The organism is Shewanella sp. KCT (genome assembly GCF_007636505.1).
Taxonomy (GTDB): Bacteria; Pseudomonadota; Gammaproteobacteria; order Enterobacterales; family Shewanellaceae; genus Shewanella; species Shewanella halotolerans.
In genome coordinates this window covers 23,460-44,883 of record NZ_LVDJ01000007.1, presented here as the reverse complement: position 1 = coordinate 44,883, position 21,424 = coordinate 23,460, and the positions used below count along the sequence as shown (strand labels likewise).

Below are 21,424 nucleotides of genomic sequence, written 5' to 3'. Positions count from 1 at the left end.
CATTGTTTATCGAGGATACTCCTGTGTTAGCAGCCCAATTAGACAGCTACCTTGCCGACATGCAGATGACGGCTACTCCAAAGCAGAAGCAGCAACTGCTTGATTTTGTTGCCATGCTTTCCAAGTGGAACAAGGCCTATAACCTAACATCCGTACGGGATCCCGAGCAGATGTTGATCCGTCATATCATGGACAGCCTGGCAGCCAGCCCTCACTTGGTGGGTGAACGTTTCATTGATGTGGGTACGGGGCCTGGTCTTCCGGGGATCCCCCTGGCGATCATGAATCCAGACAAAGAGTTTGTGCTGCTTGATAGTTTGGGCAAGCGGATTCGTTTTCAAAAACAGGTTCAATTTGAGCTGGCGATAGGTAATATTAGTTCGGTCGAGAGCCGGGTCGAAGCCTATCAGCCCGAAGAGAAGTTTGATGGTGTGCTCAGCCGCGCCTTCGCGTCGATTCAGGACATGTTGCAATGGTGCCACCATCTGCCAAAGCCCACAGGCTGTTTTTACGCCTTGAAGGGACAGTTGAGCGATGAAGAGATGGCGAATATGCCCGAAGGATTTACCCTGACCGACATTTTCGAGCTTAAGGTGCCTCGTCTCGACGAACAGCGCCACCTGCTACGGGTGGTCAAAGCGGCTTAGTCCCCTGGGTTAAGAGTTGCATTATTTAACCAGTTCAAGCAATTTGATAGGGCGTTTTACTATCGAATCGACCAACGTGATAGACAGGATGATATTGTGGGTAAAGTGATAGCCGTGGCTAACCAGAAAGGTGGCGTCGGAAAAACAACGACTTGTGTGAACTTAGCGGCTTCTCTGGCGGCCACCAAGCGAAAAGTGTTGCTTATCGATCTCGATCCTCAAGGTAATGCGACTATGGGGAGCGGTGTCGACAAGTACAGCGTCGAAAATACCGCCTATGAACTCTTGGTCGAAGAAAAGTCGGTCGAAGAGGTGGTTTATCGCGACACCGCCGGAAAATACGATCTGATCGCCGGCAATGGTGATGTGACCGCGGCCGAGATCAAGTTGATGGAGTTCTTCGCCCGGGAGATCCGCCTGCGTAACGCCCTGGCCCCTGTCAAAGATTACTATGATTTTATCTTCATCGATTGCCCGCCTTCGCTGAACATGCTGACGGTTAACGCCATGTCGGCCGCCGATTCGGTCTTGGTGCCGATGCAGTGTGAATATTATGCCCTGGAAGGTTTGACCGCCCTGATGGACACCATCAGCAAGCTTGCGGCCATGGTGAACCCTGGGCTTTCCATCGAAGGGATCCTGCGCACCATGTACGATCCCCGCAACCGACTCGCTAACGACGTGTCGGATCAATTAAAACAGCATTTTGGCGATAAGGTTTATCGCACAGTGATCCCGCGTAACGTGAGACTAGCCGAGGCACCAAGTTTTGGCGCCCCTGCCATGTATTACGATAAGTCCAGTGCCGGCGCCAAGGCTTACCTGGCGTTAGCTGGCGAGATCATTCGACGAGCTGAGCAGCATTCTCAGTTAGAGCAAGCTTAAGGAAAAACAGATGACACCCAAAAAACGTGGTCTAGGCAAAGGATTAGACGCACTGTTAAGCACTAGCCATGCGGCGGCAAGACAGGCCCCGACTCAAGAGGCCGAGCCGAATAACAACGAAGAGCTCAAGATGATAGCCCTGGATCTGCTGCAGCCAGGCAAGTATCAGCCCCGCAAGGATATGTCGCCCGAGGCGCTGGAGGAGCTCGCTGAGTCGATCAAGACCCAGGGGATCATTCAGCCTATCGTGGTGCGTAAGGTGTCGGACAAAGGATATGAGATCATTGCCGGTGAACGCCGCTGGCGCGCATCGCAACTGGCTAAACTCGACAAGGTGCCCTGTATTGTCAAGCAGGTACCAGACGAGGCGGCCGGTGTTATCGCCCTAATCGAGAATATTCAACGTGAAGATCTTAACGCGATGGAAGAGGCTATCGCGCTGGAGCGCCTGATCAAGGAGTTCGATCTAACCCATCAACAGACGGCCGATGCCGTGGGTAAGTCGCGCACGACTGTATCAAACCTTCTACGTTTGAATGGTTTAGAAGAGCCTGTAAAGCGTATGCTGGAATATGGCGATATCGATATGGGCCATGCCCGTGCCCTGCTCGCGTTGGCTGGTGATGAGCAAACTAACCTCGCCAGAACCGTGATTGCCAAAGAACTAACTGTTCGTGAAACTGAACGATTAGTGAATAAAACCTTAAATCCACCTGAAATTGTCGATAAACCCGCAAAAGATCAGGATGTCGCCCGTCTAGAGAGCCAATTAATTGAAAAATTAGGGGCAAAAGTTTCCATTAGCCATAACAAAAAAGGCAAGGGCAAAATGGTAATTAACTATCAAAATTTGGCTGAATTGGATGGTATTATTGAGAAAATCCGTTAATTAGCCCAAGTTAACGTAATATTATGTAACTTTGTGACATCTGTTAATCTTTCACTTTTAGACTTTTGGCGTAGATCACGTTAAAAGTCCCCATTTTTACTTACCTTAAACTTGCTTTGAATGTGCGAAAAGGTATACTTTCGCAAGCTTTTTGTACCTCTAAGATGGCCTGATAATTTGTCGTCCGGTCATAGGAACAAAAAGTAAGAATGCGGAGAAGATGAATTGAGCAAGGTTTTAGCACGTCGTGGCCGGTGGTCTGCCTATAAATTGGTGTTGATGCAGGCGGCGGTGGCTGGGGGTGTTTCGATTGTCTTTTTCGCCGTGTGGGGAGCACAGTACGGACTGTCTGCGTTAGCAGGTGGTGCCATTGCTGTACTCCCTAATTTTGTATTCGCGACCCTCGCTTTTTCCCATACGGGAGCAAGTTCAGCAGGAAAAGTAATGAAAACTTTTTACTGGGGGGAAGCGGTAAAGTTGCTGTTAACCATAGCAATGTTCTCGCTGGTATTTATCAATCTTCAAGTGGTCTTTATGCCGCTTTTTGTTTGTTATATCTCGGCGTTAATAGTGCATTGGACAGCTCCTTTATACTTCAAGCAAAGTTAAGTGGGATGAATCATGGCTGCAACTGGTGAAGCGTTAACACCGCAGGGCTATATCCAGCACCACCTTACCAATTTACACGTTGGTGAAGGCTTCTGGACATGGCACATTGATTCGTTGTTCTTTTCGGTTGGGCTTGGTGTTCTATTCTTGTGGCTATTCCGCAGCGTTGGCAAGAAGGCAACGACAGGTGTTCCCGGTAAGCTTCAATGCTTTATCGAGATGATCGTTGAGTTCGTCGATGGCAGCGTGAAGGAAACCTTCCATGGCCGCAATCCTGTTATTGCTCCGTTGGCACTAACTATTTTTGTGTGGGTATTCATGATGAACTTCATGGATATGATTCCAGTTGACTGGATTCCTGAGCTGGCAGCTGCTGCCGGTATCCCATACATGAAAGTGGTACCAACGACCGACCTAAACATCACCTTCAGCTTAGCTATCGGTGTGTTTGTGCTGATTATCTACTACAGCATCAAGGTCAAGGGCGTTTCAGGCTTTGTTAAAGAACTGACATTACAGCCTTTTAACCATAAGGCAATGATACCCGTCAACCTCCTATTAGAGTCGGTTACCCTGATCGCTAAGCCTATTTCATTGGCATTGCGTCTGTTCGGTAACTTGTACGCAGGTGAGTTGATCTTCATCCTTATTGCGTTGATGTATGGTGCTAACTTGGCGTTATCTGCCCTAGGTGTGACTCTACAACTAGGTTGGTTAATCTTCCATATTTTGGTTATCACTCTGCAGGCGTTTATCTTCATGATGTTGACGATCGTGTATCTCAGCATGGCACATGAAGATCATTAAGGGTTGCTGAAGAAATTTTTTTTAAGCTAAATCACAAACTAACTAAAGATTTAGAATATTGGAGATAGAGATGGAAACTGTATTAGGCATGACAGCTATCGCTGTTGCTCTACTGATTGGTATGGGTGCTCTAGGTACCGCTATCGGTTTCGGCCTACTAGGTGGCAAGTTCTTGGAAGGCGCTGCGCGTCAACCAGAAATGGCTCCTATGCTACAAGTTAAGATGTTCATTGTTGCTGGTCTATTGGATGCGGTAACCATGATCGGTGTAGGTATTGCACTATTTATGCTGTTTACTAACCCACTGGGTGCAATGCTGTAATCAACGCTTCTGTCTTTAATCTAAATAGGAGGCTGTTGTGAATATCAACGCTACCCTAATCGGTCAGACGGTTGCCTTTATTATCTTCGTGTGGTTCTGCATGAAGTTTGTTTGGCCTCCTTTGATGAATGCCATCGAAGAGCGCCAAAAAAGGATCGCCGACGGTCTAGCTGATGCTGATCGTGCTGTAAAAGACCTAGAGTTGGCACAGGCGAAAGCCACCGACCAACTAAAAGAAGCTAAGGCAACTGCTAACGAAATCATTGAGCAAGCTAACAAGCGTAAAGCTCAGATTGTCGATGAGGCCAAAGCCGAAGCAGACGCTGAGCGTGCGAAAATCATCGCTCAGGGTAAAGCAGAAATTGAAGCTGAACGTAATCGCGTGAAAGAAGACCTGCGTAAGCAAGTCGCTGCTCTGGCTATCGCCGGTGCAGAGAAGATCCTTGAGCGTTCGATTGATGAAGCCGCCCACAGTGACATAGTTAACAAACTTGTTGCTGAAATTTGATTAGGGAGTGAGTTATGGCTGAATTAAGCACCATCGCTCGTCCTTACGCAAAGGCAGCATTTGACTTTGCTATTGAGAAAAATGCAGTAGAAAGCTGGGCTGAAATGCTTAGCTTTGCCGCTCAAGTCAGTGAAAACGAGACGATGAAGCCGCTGCTGTCTGGTGCGCTTTCGAGCAGCCAGCTTGCCGACCTTTTTATTAAGGTGTGTGGTGAGCAGATCAATGAGCAAGGTCAAAATCTGATAAAGGTAATGGCTGAAAACGGTCGTTTAGAAGTACTTCCTGCTGTATATGAACTCTTTCATGAGTTCAGCAACGAGTGGGCGAAAGAGGTTGAAGCATCTGTTGTTTCTGCCACTGAGCTTAGCGCAGAGCAACAGCAACAAATTAGTGCTTCTCTAGAAAAACGTCTCACACGCAAAGTTAAGCTGAATTGCAGCGTAGATGCCAGCCTGGTGGCTGGTGTAATCATCACGGCAGGTGACCTGGTCATAGATGGCTCGGTCAGCGGTAAACTAAACCGCCTGTCTGAAAAGCTGCAGTCGTAATTGGGAGTTTGAGCATGCAACTGAATTCCACTGAAATCAGCGATCTGATTAAACAGCGGATCGAGCAGTTCGAAGTCGTTAGTGAAGCTCGCAACGAAGGTACTATCGTTGCAGTGAGCGACGGCATTATTCGCGTTCACGGCCTTGCCGATGTAATGCAAGGTGAGATGATCGAACTGCCTGGTAACCGTTATGCGATCGCGTTGAACTTAGAACGTGATTCTGTCGGTGCCGTAGTTATGGGTCCTTATGCCGATCTGGCAGAAGGCCAAAAAGTTAAGACAACTGGTCGTATCTTGGAAGTGCCTGTTGGCCGTGGTCTACTTGGCCGCGTAGTTAACACTCTGGGCCAACCAATCGACGGTAAAGGACCTATCGACAACGATGGTTTCTCTCCTGTTGAAGTGATCGCACCAGGCGTTATTGAACGTAAGTCGGTTGATCAGCCAGTACAGACTGGTTATAAAGCCGTTGACTCTATGATCCCAATCGGTCGTGGTCAGCGTGAGCTGGTCATCGGTGACCGTCAGACTGGTAAGACAGCACTGGCGATCGATGCCATCATCAACCAAAAAGATTCAGGCATTAAGTGTGTATACGTAGCAGTAGGCCAAAAGGCTTCTACCATTGCTAACGTGGTACGCAAACTTGAAGAACACGGCGCACTGGCTAATACAGTGGTTGTTGTGGCTACAGCTTCTGAAGCTGCGGCGCTGCAATACCTGGCTCCGTACTCAGGTTGTTCAATGGGTGAATACTTCCGTGACCGTGGTGAAGATGCACTGATCGTATATGATGATCTTTCTAAGCAAGCAGTTGCTTACCGTCAGATCTCATTGCTACTGAAGCGTCCACCAGGACGTGAAGCATACCCAGGTGATGTTTTCTATCTTCACTCTCGTCTACTAGAACGTGCTTCACGCGTTAACGCTGAGTACGTTGAGAAGTTCACTAATGGCGAAGTTAAGGGCCAAACCGGTTCTTTGACTGCACTGCCTATTATTGAAACTCAAGCGGGTGACGTATCTGCATTCGTACCGACCAACGTAATTTCGATTACCGATGGTCAGATCTTCCTTGAAACTGACCTATTTAACTCAGGCCTACGTCCTGCGGTTAACCCAGGTATTTCGGTTTCTCGTGTTGGTGGTGCGGCTCAGACTAAGATCATCAAGAAACTGTCTGGCGGTATCCGTACTGCACTTGCACAGTATCGAGAGCTTGCAGCGTTCTCTCAGTTTGCATCTGACCTTGACGATGCAACTCGTGCTCAGCTTGAGCATGGTGAGCGTGTTACCGAACTCATGAAGCAGAAGCAATACGCGCCAATGAGCGTAGCCGACCAGTCTGTGTCTATTTTCGCAGCTGAAAAAGGTTACCTAAAAGGTGTTGAGCTGAACAAGATCGGTGATTTCGAAGCTTCTTTGCTCTCTTACATGAACAGCGAGCATGCTGACCTAATGAAGACTATCAACGAGACTGGCGACTACAATGCCGACATCGAAGGTGGTTTGAAGGCTGGCCTCGACAAGTTCGTAGAAACCCAAACCTGGTAAAGACACGGAGGTGTCTTAAGGCACCTCAGGTCCAGATTGGAGAGTAAAGATGGCCGGCGCTAAAGAGATTAAAACCAAGATCGCGAGTGTTCAGAACACTCAGAAGATCACATCCGCAATGGAGATGGTTGCAGCCAGCAAAATGCGCAAGGCGCAGGATCGCATGGCAGCGAGCCGTCCATACGCGGAAAATATGCGTAAGGTGATCGGTCACGTGGCGCAGGGTTCTCTCGAATATAAGCATCCATATTTGGAAGTGAGAGAAGCTAAGCGAGTTGGTTACATTGTTGTGTCAACCGACCGTGGTCTTTGTGGTGGTCTTAACGTCAACCTATTTAAGAAGGTTGTCGCGGACGTGAAGAAGCAGCGTGAAGCCGGAGTGGAAGTTGAATTCTGCCCAATCGGTGCACGCAGCGTACAATTCTTCAACAGCTTTGGCGGAAAAGTGTCTGCTCACGCGTCAGGATTAGGCGATGCTCCTAAGCTCGCTGACCTGATCGGAACAGTACGCGTAATGCTAAAAGCATACAACGAAGGCACGCTAGACCGTCTGTACGTAGTATTCAACAAGTTTGTGAATACCATGAGCCAGACGCCTGTGATCGAACAGCTGCTACCTTTGCCTAAGTCAGAAGATGATGAGATTGCTCATCACTGGGATTACCTATACGAGCCAGATCCAAAAGAACTTTTGGACACCTTATTGGTTCGTTATGTGGAGTCTCAAGTGTATCAAGGTGTTGTTGAAAACATCGCATCAGAGCAGGCAGCCCGTATGGTTGCTATGAAGGCTGCGACAGACAACGCTGGTGAACTTATCGATGACTTGCAGTTGGTCTACAACAAGGCCCGTCAGGCTGCGATTACGCAGGAACTGTCGGAAATTGTTTCTGGTGCCGCTGCGGTTTAGGCTGGGTAACGAATACAAGTTTTAGAGGATTAATCATGAGCACAGGTACTGTTGTCCAAGTAATTGGCGCGGTTGTGGACGTTGAGTTTCCACATGATGCCGTACCTCAGGTCTATGACGCTCTAGAGATCAAAAGTGAAGGCTTGGTGCTGGAAGTTCAGCAGCAGCTTGGTGGTGGTGTAGTTCGTACCATCGCTATGGGTTCTTCAGATGGTCTGCGTCGTGGTATCGAGGTAGTAAACACAGGTTCACCTATTACTGTTCCGGTTGGGAGTGCAACTCTTGGCCGTATCATGAACGTACTAGGTCAGCCAGTTGATGAAGCGGGTCCTATCGGTGAAGATGAGCGTTATGTGATTCACCGTGAAGCGCCTTCATATGAAGATCAATCAAACACTACTGAGCTTTTAGAAACTGGTATCAAGGTAATCGACCTTGTATGTCCGTTTGCTAAGGGTGGTAAAGTAGGTCTGTTTGGTGGTGCGGGTGTTGGTAAGACAGTTAACATGATGGAACTGATTAACAACATCGCTAAAGCACACTCTGGTTTGTCAGTATTCGCCGGTGTAGGTGAGCGTACTCGTGAGGGTAACGACTTCTACTACGAGATGGAAGAATCTGGCGTACTCGACAAAGTGGCCATGGTTTATGGTCAGATGAACGAGCCTCCAGGAAACCGTCTACGTGTGGCACTTACCGGTCTGACTATGGCTGAGAAGTTCCGTGACGAAGGTAAAGACGTACTATTGTTCGTCGATAACATCTATCGTTACACCCTAGCGGGTACCGAAGTATCTGCACTGCTAGGCCGTATGCCTTCAGCGGTAGGTTACCAGCCAACACTGGCTGAAGAGATGGGTGTTCTTCAGGAGCGTATTACCTCGACTAAGACAGGGTCTATTACCTCTGTTCAAGCGGTATACGTACCTGCGGATGACTTGACGGATCCGTCACCAGCAACAACCTTCGCTCACTTGGATGCGACCGTTGTATTGTCACGTAACATTGCTTCTCTGGGTATCTACCCAGCGGTTGACCCACTGGATTCGACTTCACGTCAGCTAGATCCACAGGTTGTTGGCCAAGAGCACTATGACGTAGCAAGTGGTGTACAGAACGTACTACAGCGCTATAAAGAGCTGAAAGACATCATCGCGATTTTGGGTATGGACGAACTATCTGATGAAGATAAGACTACCGTTGCCCGTGCGCGTAAGATTGAAAAATATCTGTCTCAGCCATTCTTCGTAGCAGAAGTATTCACCGGTTCTCCAGGTAAGTACGTTGCCCTTAAAGACACTATCCGTGGCTTTAAAGGCCTATTGGAAGGTGAGTTCGACCACATTCCAGAGCAAGCGTTCTACATGGCAGGTTCAATCGACGAAGTTATCGAGCGAGCTAACAAAAAATAATCAGGCGTTAGCTTGATATTTTAAGGAGAACGGATGGCAGCCATGACAGTACAACTTGATATTGTAAGCGCAGAAAGCAGCATCTTTTCGGGTCTGGTAGCACACCTACAAGTCTCAGGTGCTGAGGGTGATTTAGGCGTTATGCCGGGTCACGCCCCTCTGCTTACGCATATCAAACCTGGCATGGCGCGCATCGTCAAACAAGATGGTAAAGAGGAAGTCTTTTATCTTTCGGGTGGTATCCTGGAAGTACAACCTTTCTCAGTATCAGTATTGGCTGACGTAGTATTGCGTGCCGAAGAGATTGATGAGCAGGCAGCCGTAGAAGCCAAGCGTCGCGCAGAAGCCCACATGGCTAATGCTGGCGCAGACTTTAACTATGCCGCTGCAGCGATTGAATTAGCTCAGGCTATCGCTCAATTGCGTGTTGTAGAGACCATCAAGAAGAACATTGCCAGATAAGGTTATTGTTTGATGATAAAAGGCGGTGCCCTCGGGTGACCGCCTTTTTTGTATCTGTTTTCCATCCCCTAACTATTTTTCTACTCCCTTTACGTGATCGAGTCAGACGTTTCGACCTCAAGGCGGTGATAGGCTGATGCCCTTGTTTTCAATGAGGGATATTCCATGCAACAAGTCTTGATTGTCGTCAACGATGCGCCTTATGGATCTGAGAAACTCTATAACGCCCTACGTCTGGCGATACAGCTCAACGAACAGACTTCCACACCTAAGGTTAAGCTGTTTCTCTTGTCCGATGCCGTGGCAGGCGTGTTACCTAGGCAAACACCCGGTGAGGGCTACAACCTACAGCAGATGCTGGAGATTATTCTGGCCCAGGGCGCCGAGGTGAAGTATTGCACCTCCTGCGTGCAGGCTCGTGGTCTTAATGAGCTGAGAGTTATCGAGGGATGTGTGAAGGCCACTATGGACGATCTCGCCCTCTGGTTGCTGCAGTCGGACAAGGTGATCAATTTCTAACGCTTTTAAAGGTGCGCCGCGAGTCGCTTTTGACGGCGCAATCTATTAAAATCGGCCCACTTAATTTGCATTTTCTTCTGTATCAGCAGTAATCACCCAAGGATATCTTCATGGCATTGAACGTCGTTATTTTGGCCGCAGGCAAAGGGACTCGCATGCGCTCAGACCTTCCCAAGGTTCTCCATCCCATCGCCCATAAGAGCATGGTGCAGCATGTGATAGATACCGCGCATCAACTGGGGAGCGAGACTATTCAGCTGGTCTATGGTTATGGCGCCGATAAGCTTAAGGCCCGCCTGGGTGAGCAGACGTTGAATTGGGTATTGCAAGCCGAGCAGTTAGGTACGGGTCACGCCGTGGCTCAGGCCAACGACAATATTGGCGACGATGATACTGTCCTGATCCTCTACGGCGATGTGCCTCTGATCCAGGCCTCGACACTGGAAGCCCTGTTGGCGGCACGTGATGCTAACGGCCTGGCCATTCTTACTGTGAACCTGCCTGATCCAACCGGCTATGGTCGCATCGTTCGTGAGGCCGGTAAGGTTGTGGGGATCGTCGAGCAGAAGGATGCCAACGAGGAACAACTTAAGATCAATGAGATCAACACAGGCATCATGGCCGCGCCCGGCAAGCAGCTTAAGGCCTGGTTGGGTCAGCTGTCGTCGGACAATGCCCAGGGCGAATATTATCTTACCGATATCGTCGCTATGGCCCATCGTGATGGCGTGAGCATCACTACGGCGCAGCCAGCATCTGCCATCGAGGTGGAGGGCGCAAACAATCGTGTGCAGCTGGCTCAATTGGAGCGCGCCTATCAGGCTCGCGCCGCCGAGAAACTAATGCTCGAGGGGGCTAACTTACGTGACCCTGCCCGTATCGACGTGCGCGGTGAAGTCTCAGTAGGCATGGACGTGATGATCGATGTCAATGTGGTCTTCCAGGGGAAGGTGACCATAGGTAATAACGTGACTATCGGCGCCGGCGCCATCCTCATCGACTGTGAGATTGGCGATAACGCCGAGATTAAACCTTATTCTATTATCGAAAATGCGATTGTGGGTGAAGCAGCCAGTGCTGGTCCCTTTGCCCGTCTGCGCCCAGGCGCCGAGCTCAAGCGCGATGCCCATATCGGCAACTTCGTCGAGATGAAGAAGGCTGTACTGGGTGAAGGCTCTAAGGCGGGTCACCTGGCCTATATTGGCGATGCTCAGGTGGGCGCTGGGGTGAATATCGGTGCAGGTACCATTACCTGTAACTATGACGGTGCCAACAAGCACCTGACGGTGATCGAAGACGACGTGTTTGTGGGCAGCGATACTCAGCTAGTCGCGCCTGTGACCATAGGTAAGGGGGCAACATTAGGTGCGGGCTCAACCATTACCCGTGATGTGGCGGCCGATGAGCTGGTGATCACCCGGGTGAAACAGCGTCATCTGACTGGCTGGACCCGTCCTGTGAAGCAGAAGAAATAAGCTCACAAAAGTAAGAAGAAGCGACCTCTATGGTCGCTTTTTTTATGCCCGTTTTCATTGCATAACTGCCAATTCTCTGGTTGATAGGGCTAATTTAGTGAACTGGATCGGCCTACAGTGTAAAGGGATGTAAATAAGCTTAAATAAAAACAATTCTCATTTATATTTGTCGCAACTTTCGTTTACTTGTTGTTTAGTGGTGAGGTTTGCATGTCATTTAAGCTAGGTTCGTTTAACTATTCTCCTGTCGGTTTTGCCGTGCTGGCCGCCCTGGCGGCGACGCCTGCAGTGGCCGATGATGCCGAAAACAGCCTGGTTGAGGCTAATATCGAACGAATTACCGTGACGGGGCGAACCTTTAACGACTATAAGGTGGGCGTCGCTTCCGGCGCCATGCGTGGTGATATCGATCTTATGGATACGCCGCAATCTGTGGCAGTGATCCCCGACTTTGTGACCGACGAGCAGTTGGCTACCAATCTGTCAGAGGTACTGGTGAACGACTCGAGTGTCACCAGCGGCAGCGAGAAGTGGAATCGTCAGGTATTTAACATCCGCGGTTTCGAGCTGTCATCCGGTTCGGGTTATCTGATCAATGGTCAGCAGCAGTGGTCTCATTATGTGCAGCCTATCGAGACCCTGCAACAGGTCGAGGTGTTAAAGGGCCCCTCTAGCATGCTCTATGGCCAGTCTGGCCCTGGCGGGTTGATCAACATGGTCACCAAGAAGCCTACCTATGACACCCTGTTTGAGCTGGGTTTCGACACCGACGAACATGGTTCGACCCGTTTTCAGCTGGATGCCGGTGGCAGCCTTAATGAGGCGCAGACCATACGTTACCGCACGGTGCTGGTTAAGCAAGACACTCAATACTGGCGTGAATATCAAGATGGTACAAATCAGGAGCGGGATCGCTGGTTGGGCTATCTGAACCTTGAGTTCGATATCACAGACGATCTTATGCTGTCGCTCAAGTATGACCACACTCAGGATAAGACGGGCATAGACCGTGGTGGCTGGCTCAACAGTCGAGGCGAGCTGATCGGTGGCCGCGATATCATCTGGGATCAGCCCTGGGCCTTTACCGATAACACCATCTCAAACCTGGGCGCCGAGCTAACCTATCATCTTAGCGACGATTGGCAGATCAAGGCGGGTTATAACGATCAGCAGTTTAATCGTCAGCGTTTAGATTCCTCACCTAGCCTGGTAAAGGGCTCGGAAGATCCCTTCACCGATGGTTACACCATTAGCCCATTCGATCGTTATGACGACTGGCAACATAAGACTGGCTTCATCGACTTTACCGGCGACTTTAGCACCGGCGACTTCGAGCACAAGCTGTTGATCGGCGCCAATATGCTGGACTACTACTATGGCCAGCTAAAGGAGGCGGGAGATAAGAACCAGCTGGTGATGCCGGGACAGCCTGTGCCTCGTCCAGATTTGGATTATCATCGCGACACCACCAAGTCTGAGTCCGACTATAAGCATTATGGCTTCTATATTCAGGATCTGATGACCATTAACCAGCAATGGCAGTTGTTGGCCGGTGTACGTTACGATGAGCAGAAGAAGGATGGTAAGGGCAATAACAGCTATGCGGTATCGCCTAAGTTTGGGGTGATCTACTCGCCGGCTGAGAACGGCAGCATCTATTTCAACTACTCTAAGAGCTTCACCCCCCAGGGTATGGTGAATGATCCGGATGATGTGAACGATCAGATGAATCTGGATCCTGAGTATGGCGAGCAGTATGAGGTTGGTACTAAGTGGGAGCTGTTCGATGGTAGCCTGCTGCTAACCGGCGCCCTGTTCGATATTACGGTATCCAATGTTACCGTGACCCAAGATCTCGAGGTGATCCCGACAAGTGGTGATAAGACGATTACCACTCAATCCGGTGAACAGCGTCATAAAGGCTTCGAGATGGGGGCTCAAGGGCAGCTGAGCGACAAGTGGTTTATGACGGGCTCTATGATGTATCTCGATGCCGAGTATCAACGGCCGGAAGAGGACAGACTTAACGGTAAGACGCCTGTGGATGCACCCGAGTGGTCGGCCAACATCTGGACCCGCTATGAGATGACAGAGGCCTTAGCGCTTAACTTTGGTGCCATCTATGTGGGCGAGCGTTTTGCCAATACGGATAACACCATCACCAAGGATGCCTATGTGCGTTTCGATATCGGCGCCGCCTATACCATGGATGTGATGGGTAGCGATGTCAGCGTACGCCTCAATGTGAAGAACCTGTTCGATACCGATTACCTGGCCGGTGGTACCAATACGGATGTTACCGTGGGTGAGGGACGTCACTTTGGCTTAGCGCTGCAAGCCAAGTTCTAATCTCAATTTCATTTCACTCATTAAGCCGCTATCTGTGATAGCGGCTTTTTGCGTTTTTAGCTCGGTTTTCAATCTTTATTGCTGGTAAAAAAGTTTCGAATCATTATAATTCATCTTTCGAAACGAAACTTAAGTGAAACTCTTTGTGAATAAACGAAACACTCAACAGCGCCGCCACAGCATTATTGCCGTCTTGAATGAGACTGGCGAGGTGAGCGTCGATGAGCTGGCTAATCGTTTCGAAACCTCTGAGGTAACCATACGTAAAGACTTGGCAGTGCTGGAAAAAACCGGTCTGCTGCTGCGTCGTTACGGTGGCGCCGTGGCGATCCCTGATGAGGTGACTCAGCAGTTCAGCGCCAAGATAGCCCCCAATAAGCTATCTATCGCCGAGGCCGCGGCCAGGCTGATTAAAGATCATAACCGCATCATCATCGACAGCGGCAGCACCACTTCGGGCCTGGTACAGCAGCTCAATACCAAGCGCGGTTTAGTGGTGATGACCAACTCGTTGCAGCTGGCCAACGCCATACACGAGCTGGAAAATGAACCGACGCTACTGATGACGGGTGGCACCTGGGATCCTCATTCAGAATCTTTCCAGGGACAGGTGGCCGAACAGGTGCTGCGCTCCTATAACTTCGATCAGCTGTTCATCGGCGCCGATGGGATAGATCTCGCCAGAGGCACTACCACCTTCAACGAGTTGACCGGTCTTAGCAAGGTGATGGCCGAGGTTTCCCGTGAGGTGATCGTCATGGTGGACTCAGACAAGATAGGCAGGCGCATACCTAACCTGGAGCTGCCATGGCAGCAGATAAGCGTGCTGGTGACCGACGACAGAGTCGATGAGCAGACGGTAGAACAAATTATCGAGCAGGGTGTAGAGGTGATTCTCGCGCCCTATTCAAAATAAATTTTTAAATTAGTAAGAGTAAGTAGGAAAAAACTATGTGCGGAATCGTTGGCGCAGTGGCGCAAAGGGATGTTGCGGAAATTCTAGTCGAGGGGCTACGCCGCCTCGAATATCGTGGTTATGACTCTGCCGGTGTGGCGGTTATCCATAACAATGAACTGGCAAGCACTCGCCGTGTAGGCAAGGTGCAAGAGCTGTCTAGTGCCTTAGAGCAGGCACCGCTCGTCGGTGGCACGGGTATCGCCCATACGCGCTGGGCGACCCATGGCGAGCCGAGTGAGCGTAATGCTCACCCTCACCAGTCTAGCGGTGACATTGCCGTGGTACACAACGGCATCATCGAAAACCACAACAAGCTACGCGACATGCTGAAGGGCCTGGGTTACACCTTTAACTCAGATACAGATACCGAAGTGATCTGCCACCTGGTACACCATGAGCTTAAGTCTCATGACACTCTGCTTGGCGCAGTGCAGGCCACGGTCAAACAACTCGAAGGCGCCTACGGCACTGTGGTGATAGACCGTCGTGACAGCGAGCGCATGATAGTCGCCCGCTCAGGTAGCCCACTAGTGATAGGGTTCGGCCTGGGCGAAAACTTCGTCGCCTCGGATCAGCTGGCGCTGCTGCCCGTGACCCGCTCGTTCGCCTTCCTCGAAGAGGGTGATGTAGCCGAGGTAACCCGCCGTACCGTGAGCATCTTCGATGTTGATGGCAACGCGGTCGAGCGCGAGGTGAAAGAGTCGGAAGTGACTCATGATGCGGGCGACAAGGGCGAGTACCGTCACTATATGCTCAAGGAGATCTATGAGCAGCCTCGCGCTATCGCTCATACTCTGGAGGGACGCATCGCCGGTGGCCATGTGTTGGATTCTGCCTTCGGTGAAAACGCGGCTGAGTTCCTAAAAGATATCAAACACGTGCAGATCATCGCCTGTGGTACCAGCTATCACGCGGGTATGGCGGCACGTTACTGGCTTGAGGATTGGGCTGGGGTTTCCTGTAACGTCGAGATCGCCTCCGAGTTCCGTTACCGTAAATCGCACCTGTTCCCCAATAGCCTGTTGGTGACCATCTCTCAGTCGGGCGAAACAGCCGATACCTTGGCCGCACTGCGTTTGGCCAAAGAGATGGGCTACAAGGCGACCCTGACTATCTGCAACGCGCCAGGTTCTTCTCTGGTGCGCGAGTCGGACATGGCTTACATGATGAAGGCGGGCGCCGAGATCGGCGTGGCCTCAACCAAGGCCTTTACCGTACAGCTGGCAGGTCTCCTAATGCTGACCGCCGCTGTCGGTCGTCACAACGGCATGTCTCCCGAGATGCTGGCCGAGATCACCCAGAGTCTGCAGTCTATGCCGGCTAAGGTGGAGCAGGCGCTAGGCTTGGATGATGCCATCGCCGAGTTGGCCGAAGACTTTGCCGATAAGCATCACGCTCTGTTCCTGGGCCGTGGCGATCAGTATCCTATCGCGATGGAAGGTGCGCTTAAGCTTAAGGAGATCTCTTACATCCACGCCGAAGCTTATGCCTCTGGTGAGCTAAAACATGGCCCGCTGGCACTGATTGATGCCGATATGCCTGTGATCGTCGTGGCGCCAAACAACGAACTGCTTGAAAAGCTCAAGTCGAACGTCGAAGAGGTGCGTGCCCGTGGTGGCCTCATGTATGTGTTTGCCGACAAGGACGCCGAGTTCGAGTCAGACGACACCATGAAGGTGATCCCAGTGCCACACTGTGACGACTACATGGCGCCGCTCATCTACACCATACCGTTGCAGCTGCTGTCTTATCATGTCGCCCTGATCAAGGGGACCGACGTGGATCAGCCGCGTAACCTGGCTAAGTCGGTGACGGTAGAGTAATTTGCGCTCTTAAACTAACCCCTATTGTAAGTATACAAAAAACTATCATACTTACAAAAAAGTATAATACTAAACAAAAAACTATCATACTTTAGTCTTTCCGAGCTATGCTTAATAAATATGCATAGCTCGGATACTATAAGATGAAACAAGACTCTGTGTTTCTTACCCCTCATCCTCGGGAAATCACTAATTTACTCGAACCTGCAATTCTCAAGCGTTTACAAAAAGAGAAGCGAGGCCAGGGAGTTGGCAAACATTACAAGCCGTTTCTTACCGTTCGTGATGTTCCTAGTAAAGGAAGGGTTCATCGACGACCAGCTCTTACTCATAATCGTATTGTTCATTTACTTTCTGATCTTGAATTAGCCGCATTTCTTATCTTCGACTGGCAACACTCGGTTATCGATATCCGAGAGCAATTTCCTCTTAATCCTGAAGTAACGATTTCTATAGCGAAACGGTTAGGTATTAAACACCCTGCCTATCAAGGTGTTATACAAGTCATGACTACTGACTTACTTGTAGATTTCAATTCAGATGGACAGCACCTGAGCAAAGCTATATCGGTTAAGTATGTGCAGGATCTTGAAGATGAACGGACAATTGAGAAGCTAGAATTGGAACGGCGATTTTGGGAGGGAGAAGGAATAGAATGGTTTATCTTCACTGAAAATGAAGTGCCGGTTCATTTTGTGAAAAATATCCGTTGGTTGGCTCCCCACATGCACAGCTATGATCTTGATGACTCTCGAAGAATGTTCGTGTTCGAGAGTATTCTACAGATGCTGGAAGCTAGCCGGGAAGAAAAGCTTCCTGTGGTGCTTAGCGAGTTGGATCAAAAACAAGGGCTTGAGCGCGGTACAAACCTAAAATATTTCAGGCATCTTGCCGCACAAAATGCTTTCCAGTGGGATATGCAGAATTATCTGCACACAAGCTTAAAAGCTAAAAATATCATTGCTTCAGAGTATTGGTTAGGAAAGGATGCTCAATATGTTCATGCCTAACGATGTCTATGCCTGGGATGAAAAAAGAATCCGAATTTTGTGGAGTAATCAGCACGCTATCTTCTGGATAGACATTGACGATGATCGTGCCCTTCCACAGATTGCATCAAAATCTGATTTTGAACACTTCATGGCAAGGAGAGAACTGCTGTCCATAGCCGATCCTTATATCAAATTCAGTATGACTTCCCCGAAAACAGGTTCAAAGGCCGAAGCTATTCAGGAAAAAGCCTGGGATGCTATTGGTTTGGTGATTAAAGCTGAGCCAGATATATATAAGAGAAAAACCAGAGGCGAACTCTTCAATCAAGTACTGGAGCAATCAGGGGCAACTAAGCAGACGGTATATCGGTGGCTTAGACGTTACTGGCAGTTTGGCATGTGCAAAAATGCATTAAGTGGGCGGTATGATCTCTGTGGTGGCCTTGGTAAATCTAAAAAATTTCAAGATAAACGTAACGGTCGTCGTCGTACTAGAGCCTCTGGGGAAGGTGTGCCAGTTACTGAGCAAATGAAGTCGATTTTTAGGGTTGTGATTGAAAAGTGCCTGCTAAACCAGGGAAAATATGAATTTGATTACGCCTACAATCAATTGCTTATTGCCTATGGTATAAAGTTACCTTGTAAGCCGGAAGATTTAATTGATGTACCGACTGAAAGGCAATTTGGTTACTTTTATAAAAAAGAGTATACATCTATTGAAGTTACTAGAAAAAGAGAAGGTGATATTAATTACCTCAAAGATTTTCGACCTGTTTTAAGTACATCAACAGCAGAAGTTCCCGGTCCGGGATATTTATATCAAATTGATGCGACTATTGCCGATGTCTATCTGGTTTCAGAGCTAAATCGTGAAGAAATAATAGGTCGTCCAACTCTCTATTTTGTTGTGGATGTTTTCAGTCGCGCTATCGTTGGAATGTATATTGGTTTGGAGAATCCATCGTGGGTTACGGCTATGGAAGCACTTAGTGCGTCGATGGCTGACAAGGTCGAATATTGCGCCCAGTTTGATATCGAGATCACTCCAGATATGTGGCCGATGCAAGGATTACCTGAAAACCTTATTGGTGATAAAGGTGAAATACTGGGACGGCATGTAGAAGTGCTCAGTAAAGCTTTTCATGTAGATATTCAAAATACACCGTCTTTTCGCGCAGATTGGAAAGGGGCTGTTGAACGATACTTCCGGACCACTCAAACTAAGATGAAACCGTTTGTTGAAGGGTATGTGACAAAAAATCCGATAGGTAAAAAACGGCATGGCAACGACTATCGTCAGGATGGAATTCTTACCCTAAAAGAATTCACTAAGATGATGATTAAGATTGTTCTTTTCTACAACAATGAGCATGTGATTAGTACTTACGATATTGATTCTGGCATTCCTAAAGATCTGCCGGCAAACCCTCTTACTCTGTGGAACTGGGGGATTGAATATCGAACCGGTTTACTTCGTAGACCAGACTCGAAGTTAGTTAACGTAAATCTGCTACCGCATACTACGGCGACTATCACTGAACATGGACTAAAGCTTTTTGGTTGTTACTACAGTTGTAAAGAGGCGTTAGATTGGGGATGGTTTGAAGGTAATTATCGTGGCCCCAAATCAGTTACAGTGGCGTATGATTTGTATACCACAAATACGATTTATTTAAGACCATCTGACTCCTATGCGGATTTTATTCCCGCAAACCTTACGGAACGGAGTCGAGCGTTTGCCAACATGACAATGTGGGAGCTTTGGACTACTCGTGATGAGCAAAACGCGGCGGCGGCGACATCTAGATTAAAAGCCCGAGCTGGTTCTGTTAATTTGGTGAATGATCTTGAGCTGATTTTTGATGCAGCAAAATCAAAACAACCCAAATATACCAAAGCAGAAAAGGCACAAAGAGCGAAGGGTATCTCGGGTAATAAAAGTAACGAAAGACAATATGAGCGAGACAAAAAGTCGGCCAAGAATGATCAGGAATCTGGTGATTCATTAGCAACGGTTACACCGATTCATGGAGCAAAACCAGCTCAGAAAAGCTTTAAGTTGCCAACGAGATTAAAAGATCTACTTAAAGAGGATGACTTAGATGAATAACTATAATGACACTCGTTATCCTGAAGCTGAGTATAAAGACCAAGGATTACCAGAATACAATGATAATCCTCTTATTGCTGCATTGCCGATAATTATGAGTCCCATAGAGGTGGCTAAGAAGCTGAGAAAACGACCCATCTATCATTCTGCTGAATTGAATTTGGAAAGCCATATTCGAACGCATGCGATTAACCGACTAACTCGGTCTTTTTTTGTACCGCAGACTAATCACATTGTTGTTGAGCAAAAACTGTCTAAGTTGATTCGCTCCAGCTACCTGAACCGAAATCCGAATACGGCCACTTTTAAACGTAAGCTCAATACGATCAGAGATTTAGTTCAAAGGGAAGATTTAACCGCTTATATTCATGATGACATCGACTCTCCTGCATCTTCAATGGCTATTGCTGGTATATCAGGAGCGGGTAAATCGACCACTGTAAATCTGGTACTTAATAACTACGATAGAGTCATTTACCATCCCGAGTACCATTTGCTCCAGGTGCCATGGTTAAAAATTGATTGCCCACATGACGGTTCACTTTCGGATTTTTGTCTGAGTTTCTTTATCGCTTTAGGGCGACGCCTAAATATTGATTACCGCGCTAAATACGCTTCTGGTCGGCCAACTATTGGTAAAATGATGGCAGATGTTGCTGATCTTTGCCTAATCCATGCGATTGGCTTACTCGTTATTGATGAGTTTCAGCACATGAACCTGGCGAAGAGCGGTGGTGAGAAGAAAATGATTAATTTTCTCGTCACATTGGTTAATGTTGTAGAGGTTTCTGTAGTGTTGATTGGCACGCCCAAAGCGTTGAGACTCTTTACCAGTGAATTTCGCCAAGCCCGCCGAGCGAGCGGGGATGGAAGTATTGTTTGGGACCGATTACCCTTTGATGAAAGCTGGGAGGATTTTCTGACCGAACTCTGGCCCTATCAATGGCTGAACAACAAAGTAGAAAGAACAGAATCCTTAACCAATAAGCTTTATGAACTGAGTCAGGGCATCCCAGATATTGTGGTAAAACTGTTTTGTTTGGCTCAGGCGCGTGCCATTTTGTTGGCAGGCAGCGCCGAAGACGAGATGTTGTCTGTTGAACTATTCAATGATGTGTTCGAAGAGGAGTTTTCTATCGTTCGACCGATGATCGAAGCGTTGAGAAGCGGTAATATGAAGAAAGTTGAAGAGTGTAATGACCTTGTTTTTCCCAAATTGGAAGAAAGCATAATCGGTGCTTTTGATAGACTGGTCTCTCAACCATTACCAAAACCGACCCCCGTCGAGCTTGGTGATTCCTCTGAAAATAATGTGGCTAACTCAGCGATTAGTGCAATCGTTTCTATGGGAATTGCAGAAGATATTGCTCGCCCATTAGTTACCGATGCTATAGCCAGAAACCCAGATCTACAGATTCTTCATCTAATGCAATTGGTGACGAATTCTTTAACTCAAGATGTTCATCAAACAGTGAAAACAAAGAAAAAGAAAGAGAAGCTTATTTATACGAGTTCAAGCCATTGGGGGCAATTATCCGAGCGTGATTTAAGGAAAATCTATAGTGATAAAACAGGATCGCAATACGAAGCACTATCGGAGCGGCAGTTGATTTATCCAATTGACGAATTACTGGCTGGTTAAA

20 protein-coding genes are annotated in these 21,424 nt (G+C 48.4%); all 20 read left to right on the top strand.

Annotated elements, in window-relative coordinates:
* Window positions 1-23 precede the first annotated feature (23 nt).
* The 20 genes from rsmG (at window position 24) to AYI87_RS11430 (ending at window position 21,423) form a co-directional block, all read left to right on the top strand.
* Window positions 24-647, top strand: a complete 624-nt coding sequence (gene rsmG, locus AYI87_RS11525; protein ID WP_144202239.1) for a 16S rRNA (guanine(527)-N(7))-methyltransferase RsmG — start codon at window positions 24-26, stop codon at window positions 645-647.
* Between the two features lie 96 nt (window positions 648-743).
* Complete coding sequence (locus AYI87_RS11520; protein ID WP_011867644.1) at window positions 744-1,532, top strand: ParA family protein; 789 nt, start codon at window positions 744-746, stop codon at window positions 1,530-1,532.
* A 10-nt stretch (window positions 1,533-1,542) separates the two neighbouring features.
* Complete coding sequence (locus AYI87_RS11515; RefSeq protein WP_144202238.1) at window positions 1,543-2,421, top strand: ParB/RepB/Spo0J family partition protein; 879 nt, start codon at window positions 1,543-1,545, stop codon at window positions 2,419-2,421.
* 225 nt (window positions 2,422-2,646) lie between these two features.
* Window positions 2,647-3,030: an ATP synthase subunit I gene (locus AYI87_RS11510; RefSeq protein ID WP_144202237.1), complete on the top strand. Its 384-nt coding sequence runs from the start codon at window positions 2,647-2,649 to the stop codon at window positions 3,028-3,030.
* 12 nt (window positions 3,031-3,042) lie between these two features.
* Entirely contained in the window at window positions 3,043-3,837 is a 795-nt protein-coding gene (gene atpB, locus AYI87_RS11505; RefSeq protein WP_144202236.1) for a F0F1 ATP synthase subunit A, read from the top strand.
* Between the two features lie 70 nt (window positions 3,838-3,907).
* Window positions 3,908-4,159, top strand: coding sequence for a F0F1 ATP synthase subunit C (gene atpE, locus AYI87_RS11500; protein ID WP_011639455.1), 252 nt, complete (start codon window positions 3,908-3,910; stop codon window positions 4,157-4,159).
* Between the two features lie 37 nt (window positions 4,160-4,196).
* Complete coding sequence (atpF, locus tag AYI87_RS11495; RefSeq protein WP_041509599.1) at window positions 4,197-4,667, top strand: F0F1 ATP synthase subunit B; 471 nt, start codon at window positions 4,197-4,199, stop codon at window positions 4,665-4,667.
* 14 nt (window positions 4,668-4,681) lie between these two features.
* The gene (gene atpH / locus AYI87_RS11490; protein WP_011867639.1) at window positions 4,682-5,215 is read left to right on the top strand and encodes a F0F1 ATP synthase subunit delta; all 534 of its coding nucleotides are present in this window, start codon (window positions 4,682-4,684) and stop codon (window positions 5,213-5,215) included.
* Between the two features lie 14 nt (window positions 5,216-5,229).
* Complete coding sequence (gene atpA / locus AYI87_RS11485) at window positions 5,230-6,771, top strand: F0F1 ATP synthase subunit alpha (RefSeq protein WP_011867638.1); 1,542 nt, start codon at window positions 5,230-5,232, stop codon at window positions 6,769-6,771.
* Between the two features lie 49 nt (window positions 6,772-6,820).
* Window positions 6,821-7,681, top strand: a complete 861-nt coding sequence (atpG, locus tag AYI87_RS11480; protein WP_144202235.1) for a F0F1 ATP synthase subunit gamma — start codon at window positions 6,821-6,823, stop codon at window positions 7,679-7,681.
* A 35-nt stretch (window positions 7,682-7,716) separates the two neighbouring features.
* Window positions 7,717-9,093, top strand: coding sequence for a F0F1 ATP synthase subunit beta (gene atpD / locus AYI87_RS11475; protein ID WP_011867636.1), 1,377 nt, complete (start codon window positions 7,717-7,719; stop codon window positions 9,091-9,093).
* Window positions 9,094-9,126: 33 nt separating this feature from the next.
* Window positions 9,127-9,555: a F0F1 ATP synthase subunit epsilon gene (locus AYI87_RS11470; protein ID WP_011867635.1), complete on the top strand. Its 429-nt coding sequence runs from the start codon at window positions 9,127-9,129 to the stop codon at window positions 9,553-9,555.
* A 165-nt stretch (window positions 9,556-9,720) separates the two neighbouring features.
* Window positions 9,721-10,074: a DsrE/DsrF/TusD sulfur relay family protein gene (locus tag AYI87_RS11465; protein ID WP_144202234.1), complete on the top strand. Its 354-nt coding sequence runs from the start codon at window positions 9,721-9,723 to the stop codon at window positions 10,072-10,074.
* Between the two features lie 110 nt (window positions 10,075-10,184).
* Window positions 10,185-11,549, top strand: a complete 1,365-nt coding sequence (glmU, locus tag AYI87_RS11460; protein ID WP_144202232.1) for a bifunctional UDP-N-acetylglucosamine diphosphorylase/glucosamine-1-phosphate N-acetyltransferase GlmU — start codon at window positions 10,185-10,187, stop codon at window positions 11,547-11,549.
* 210 nt (window positions 11,550-11,759) lie between these two features.
* Entirely contained in the window at window positions 11,760-13,898 is a 2,139-nt protein-coding gene (locus AYI87_RS11455; RefSeq protein WP_144202230.1) for a TonB-dependent receptor, read from the top strand.
* Window positions 13,899-14,043: 145 nt separating this feature from the next.
* Window positions 14,044-14,814, top strand: coding sequence for a DeoR/GlpR family DNA-binding transcription regulator (locus tag AYI87_RS11450; RefSeq protein ID WP_011867631.1), 771 nt, complete (start codon window positions 14,044-14,046; stop codon window positions 14,812-14,814).
* A 35-nt stretch (window positions 14,815-14,849) separates the two neighbouring features.
* Window positions 14,850-16,679, top strand: coding sequence for a glutamine--fructose-6-phosphate transaminase (isomerizing) (gene glmS / locus AYI87_RS11445; protein WP_144202228.1), 1,830 nt, complete (start codon window positions 14,850-14,852; stop codon window positions 16,677-16,679).
* A gap of 143 nt (window positions 16,680-16,822) precedes the next feature.
* Window positions 16,823-17,689, top strand: a complete 867-nt coding sequence (locus AYI87_RS11440) for a TnsA endonuclease N-terminal domain-containing protein (RefSeq protein ID WP_144202226.1) — start codon at window positions 16,823-16,825, stop codon at window positions 17,687-17,689.
* Window positions 17,676-19,781, top strand: a complete 2,106-nt coding sequence (locus AYI87_RS11435) for a Mu transposase C-terminal domain-containing protein (protein ID WP_144202224.1) — start codon at window positions 17,676-17,678, stop codon at window positions 19,779-19,781. Before AYI87_RS11440 ends, AYI87_RS11435 begins: the two co-directional genes overlap by 14 nt.
* Window positions 19,774-21,423 carry an ATP-binding protein gene (locus AYI87_RS11430; protein ID WP_144202223.1) on the top strand — a complete coding sequence of 550 codons (1,650 nt, stop codon included), beginning with the start codon at window positions 19,774-19,776 and terminating at the stop codon, window positions 21,421-21,423. Before AYI87_RS11435 ends, AYI87_RS11430 begins: the two co-directional genes overlap by 8 nt.
* Window position 21,424: the final 1 nt, after the last annotated feature.

Excerpts from the sequence above, each read along its gene's own strand:
- atpB (WP_144202236.1), top strand. The coding sequence starts at position 3,043 with ATGGCTGCAACTGGTGAAGCGTTAACACCGCAGGGCTATATCCAGCAC.
- atpD (WP_011867636.1), top strand. The coding sequence starts at position 7,717 with ATGAGCACAGGTACTGTTGTCCAAGTAATTGGCGCGGTTGTGGACGTT.
- atpE (WP_011639455.1), top strand. The coding sequence starts at position 3,908 with ATGGAAACTGTATTAGGCATGACAGCTATCGCTGTTGCTCTACTGATT.
- AYI87_RS11435 (WP_144202224.1), top strand. The coding sequence starts at position 17,676 with ATGTTCATGCCTAACGATGTCTATGCCTGGGATGAAAAAAGAATCCGA.
- AYI87_RS11430 (WP_144202223.1), top strand. The coding sequence starts at position 19,774 with ATGAATAACTATAATGACACTCGTTATCCTGAAGCTGAGTATAAAGAC.
- AYI87_RS11465 (WP_144202234.1), top strand. The coding sequence starts at position 9,721 with ATGCAACAAGTCTTGATTGTCGTCAACGATGCGCCTTATGGATCTGAG.
- AYI87_RS11455 (WP_144202230.1), top strand. The coding sequence starts at position 11,760 with ATGTCATTTAAGCTAGGTTCGTTTAACTATTCTCCTGTCGGTTTTGCC.
- atpG (WP_144202235.1), top strand. The coding sequence starts at position 6,821 with ATGGCCGGCGCTAAAGAGATTAAAACCAAGATCGCGAGTGTTCAGAAC.
- AYI87_RS11515 (WP_144202238.1), top strand. The coding sequence starts at position 1,543 with ATGACACCCAAAAAACGTGGTCTAGGCAAAGGATTAGACGCACTGTTA.
- AYI87_RS11440 (WP_144202226.1), top strand. The coding sequence starts at position 16,823 with ATGAAACAAGACTCTGTGTTTCTTACCCCTCATCCTCGGGAAATCACT.
- atpH (WP_011867639.1), top strand. The coding sequence starts at position 4,682 with ATGGCTGAATTAAGCACCATCGCTCGTCCTTACGCAAAGGCAGCATTT.
- AYI87_RS11470 (WP_011867635.1), top strand. The coding sequence starts at position 9,127 with ATGGCAGCCATGACAGTACAACTTGATATTGTAAGCGCAGAAAGCAGC.
- glmU (WP_144202232.1), top strand. The coding sequence starts at position 10,185 with ATGGCATTGAACGTCGTTATTTTGGCCGCAGGCAAAGGGACTCGCATG.
- atpA (WP_011867638.1), top strand. The coding sequence starts at position 5,230 with ATGCAACTGAATTCCACTGAAATCAGCGATCTGATTAAACAGCGGATC.
- glmS (WP_144202228.1), top strand. The coding sequence starts at position 14,850 with ATGTGCGGAATCGTTGGCGCAGTGGCGCAAAGGGATGTTGCGGAAATT.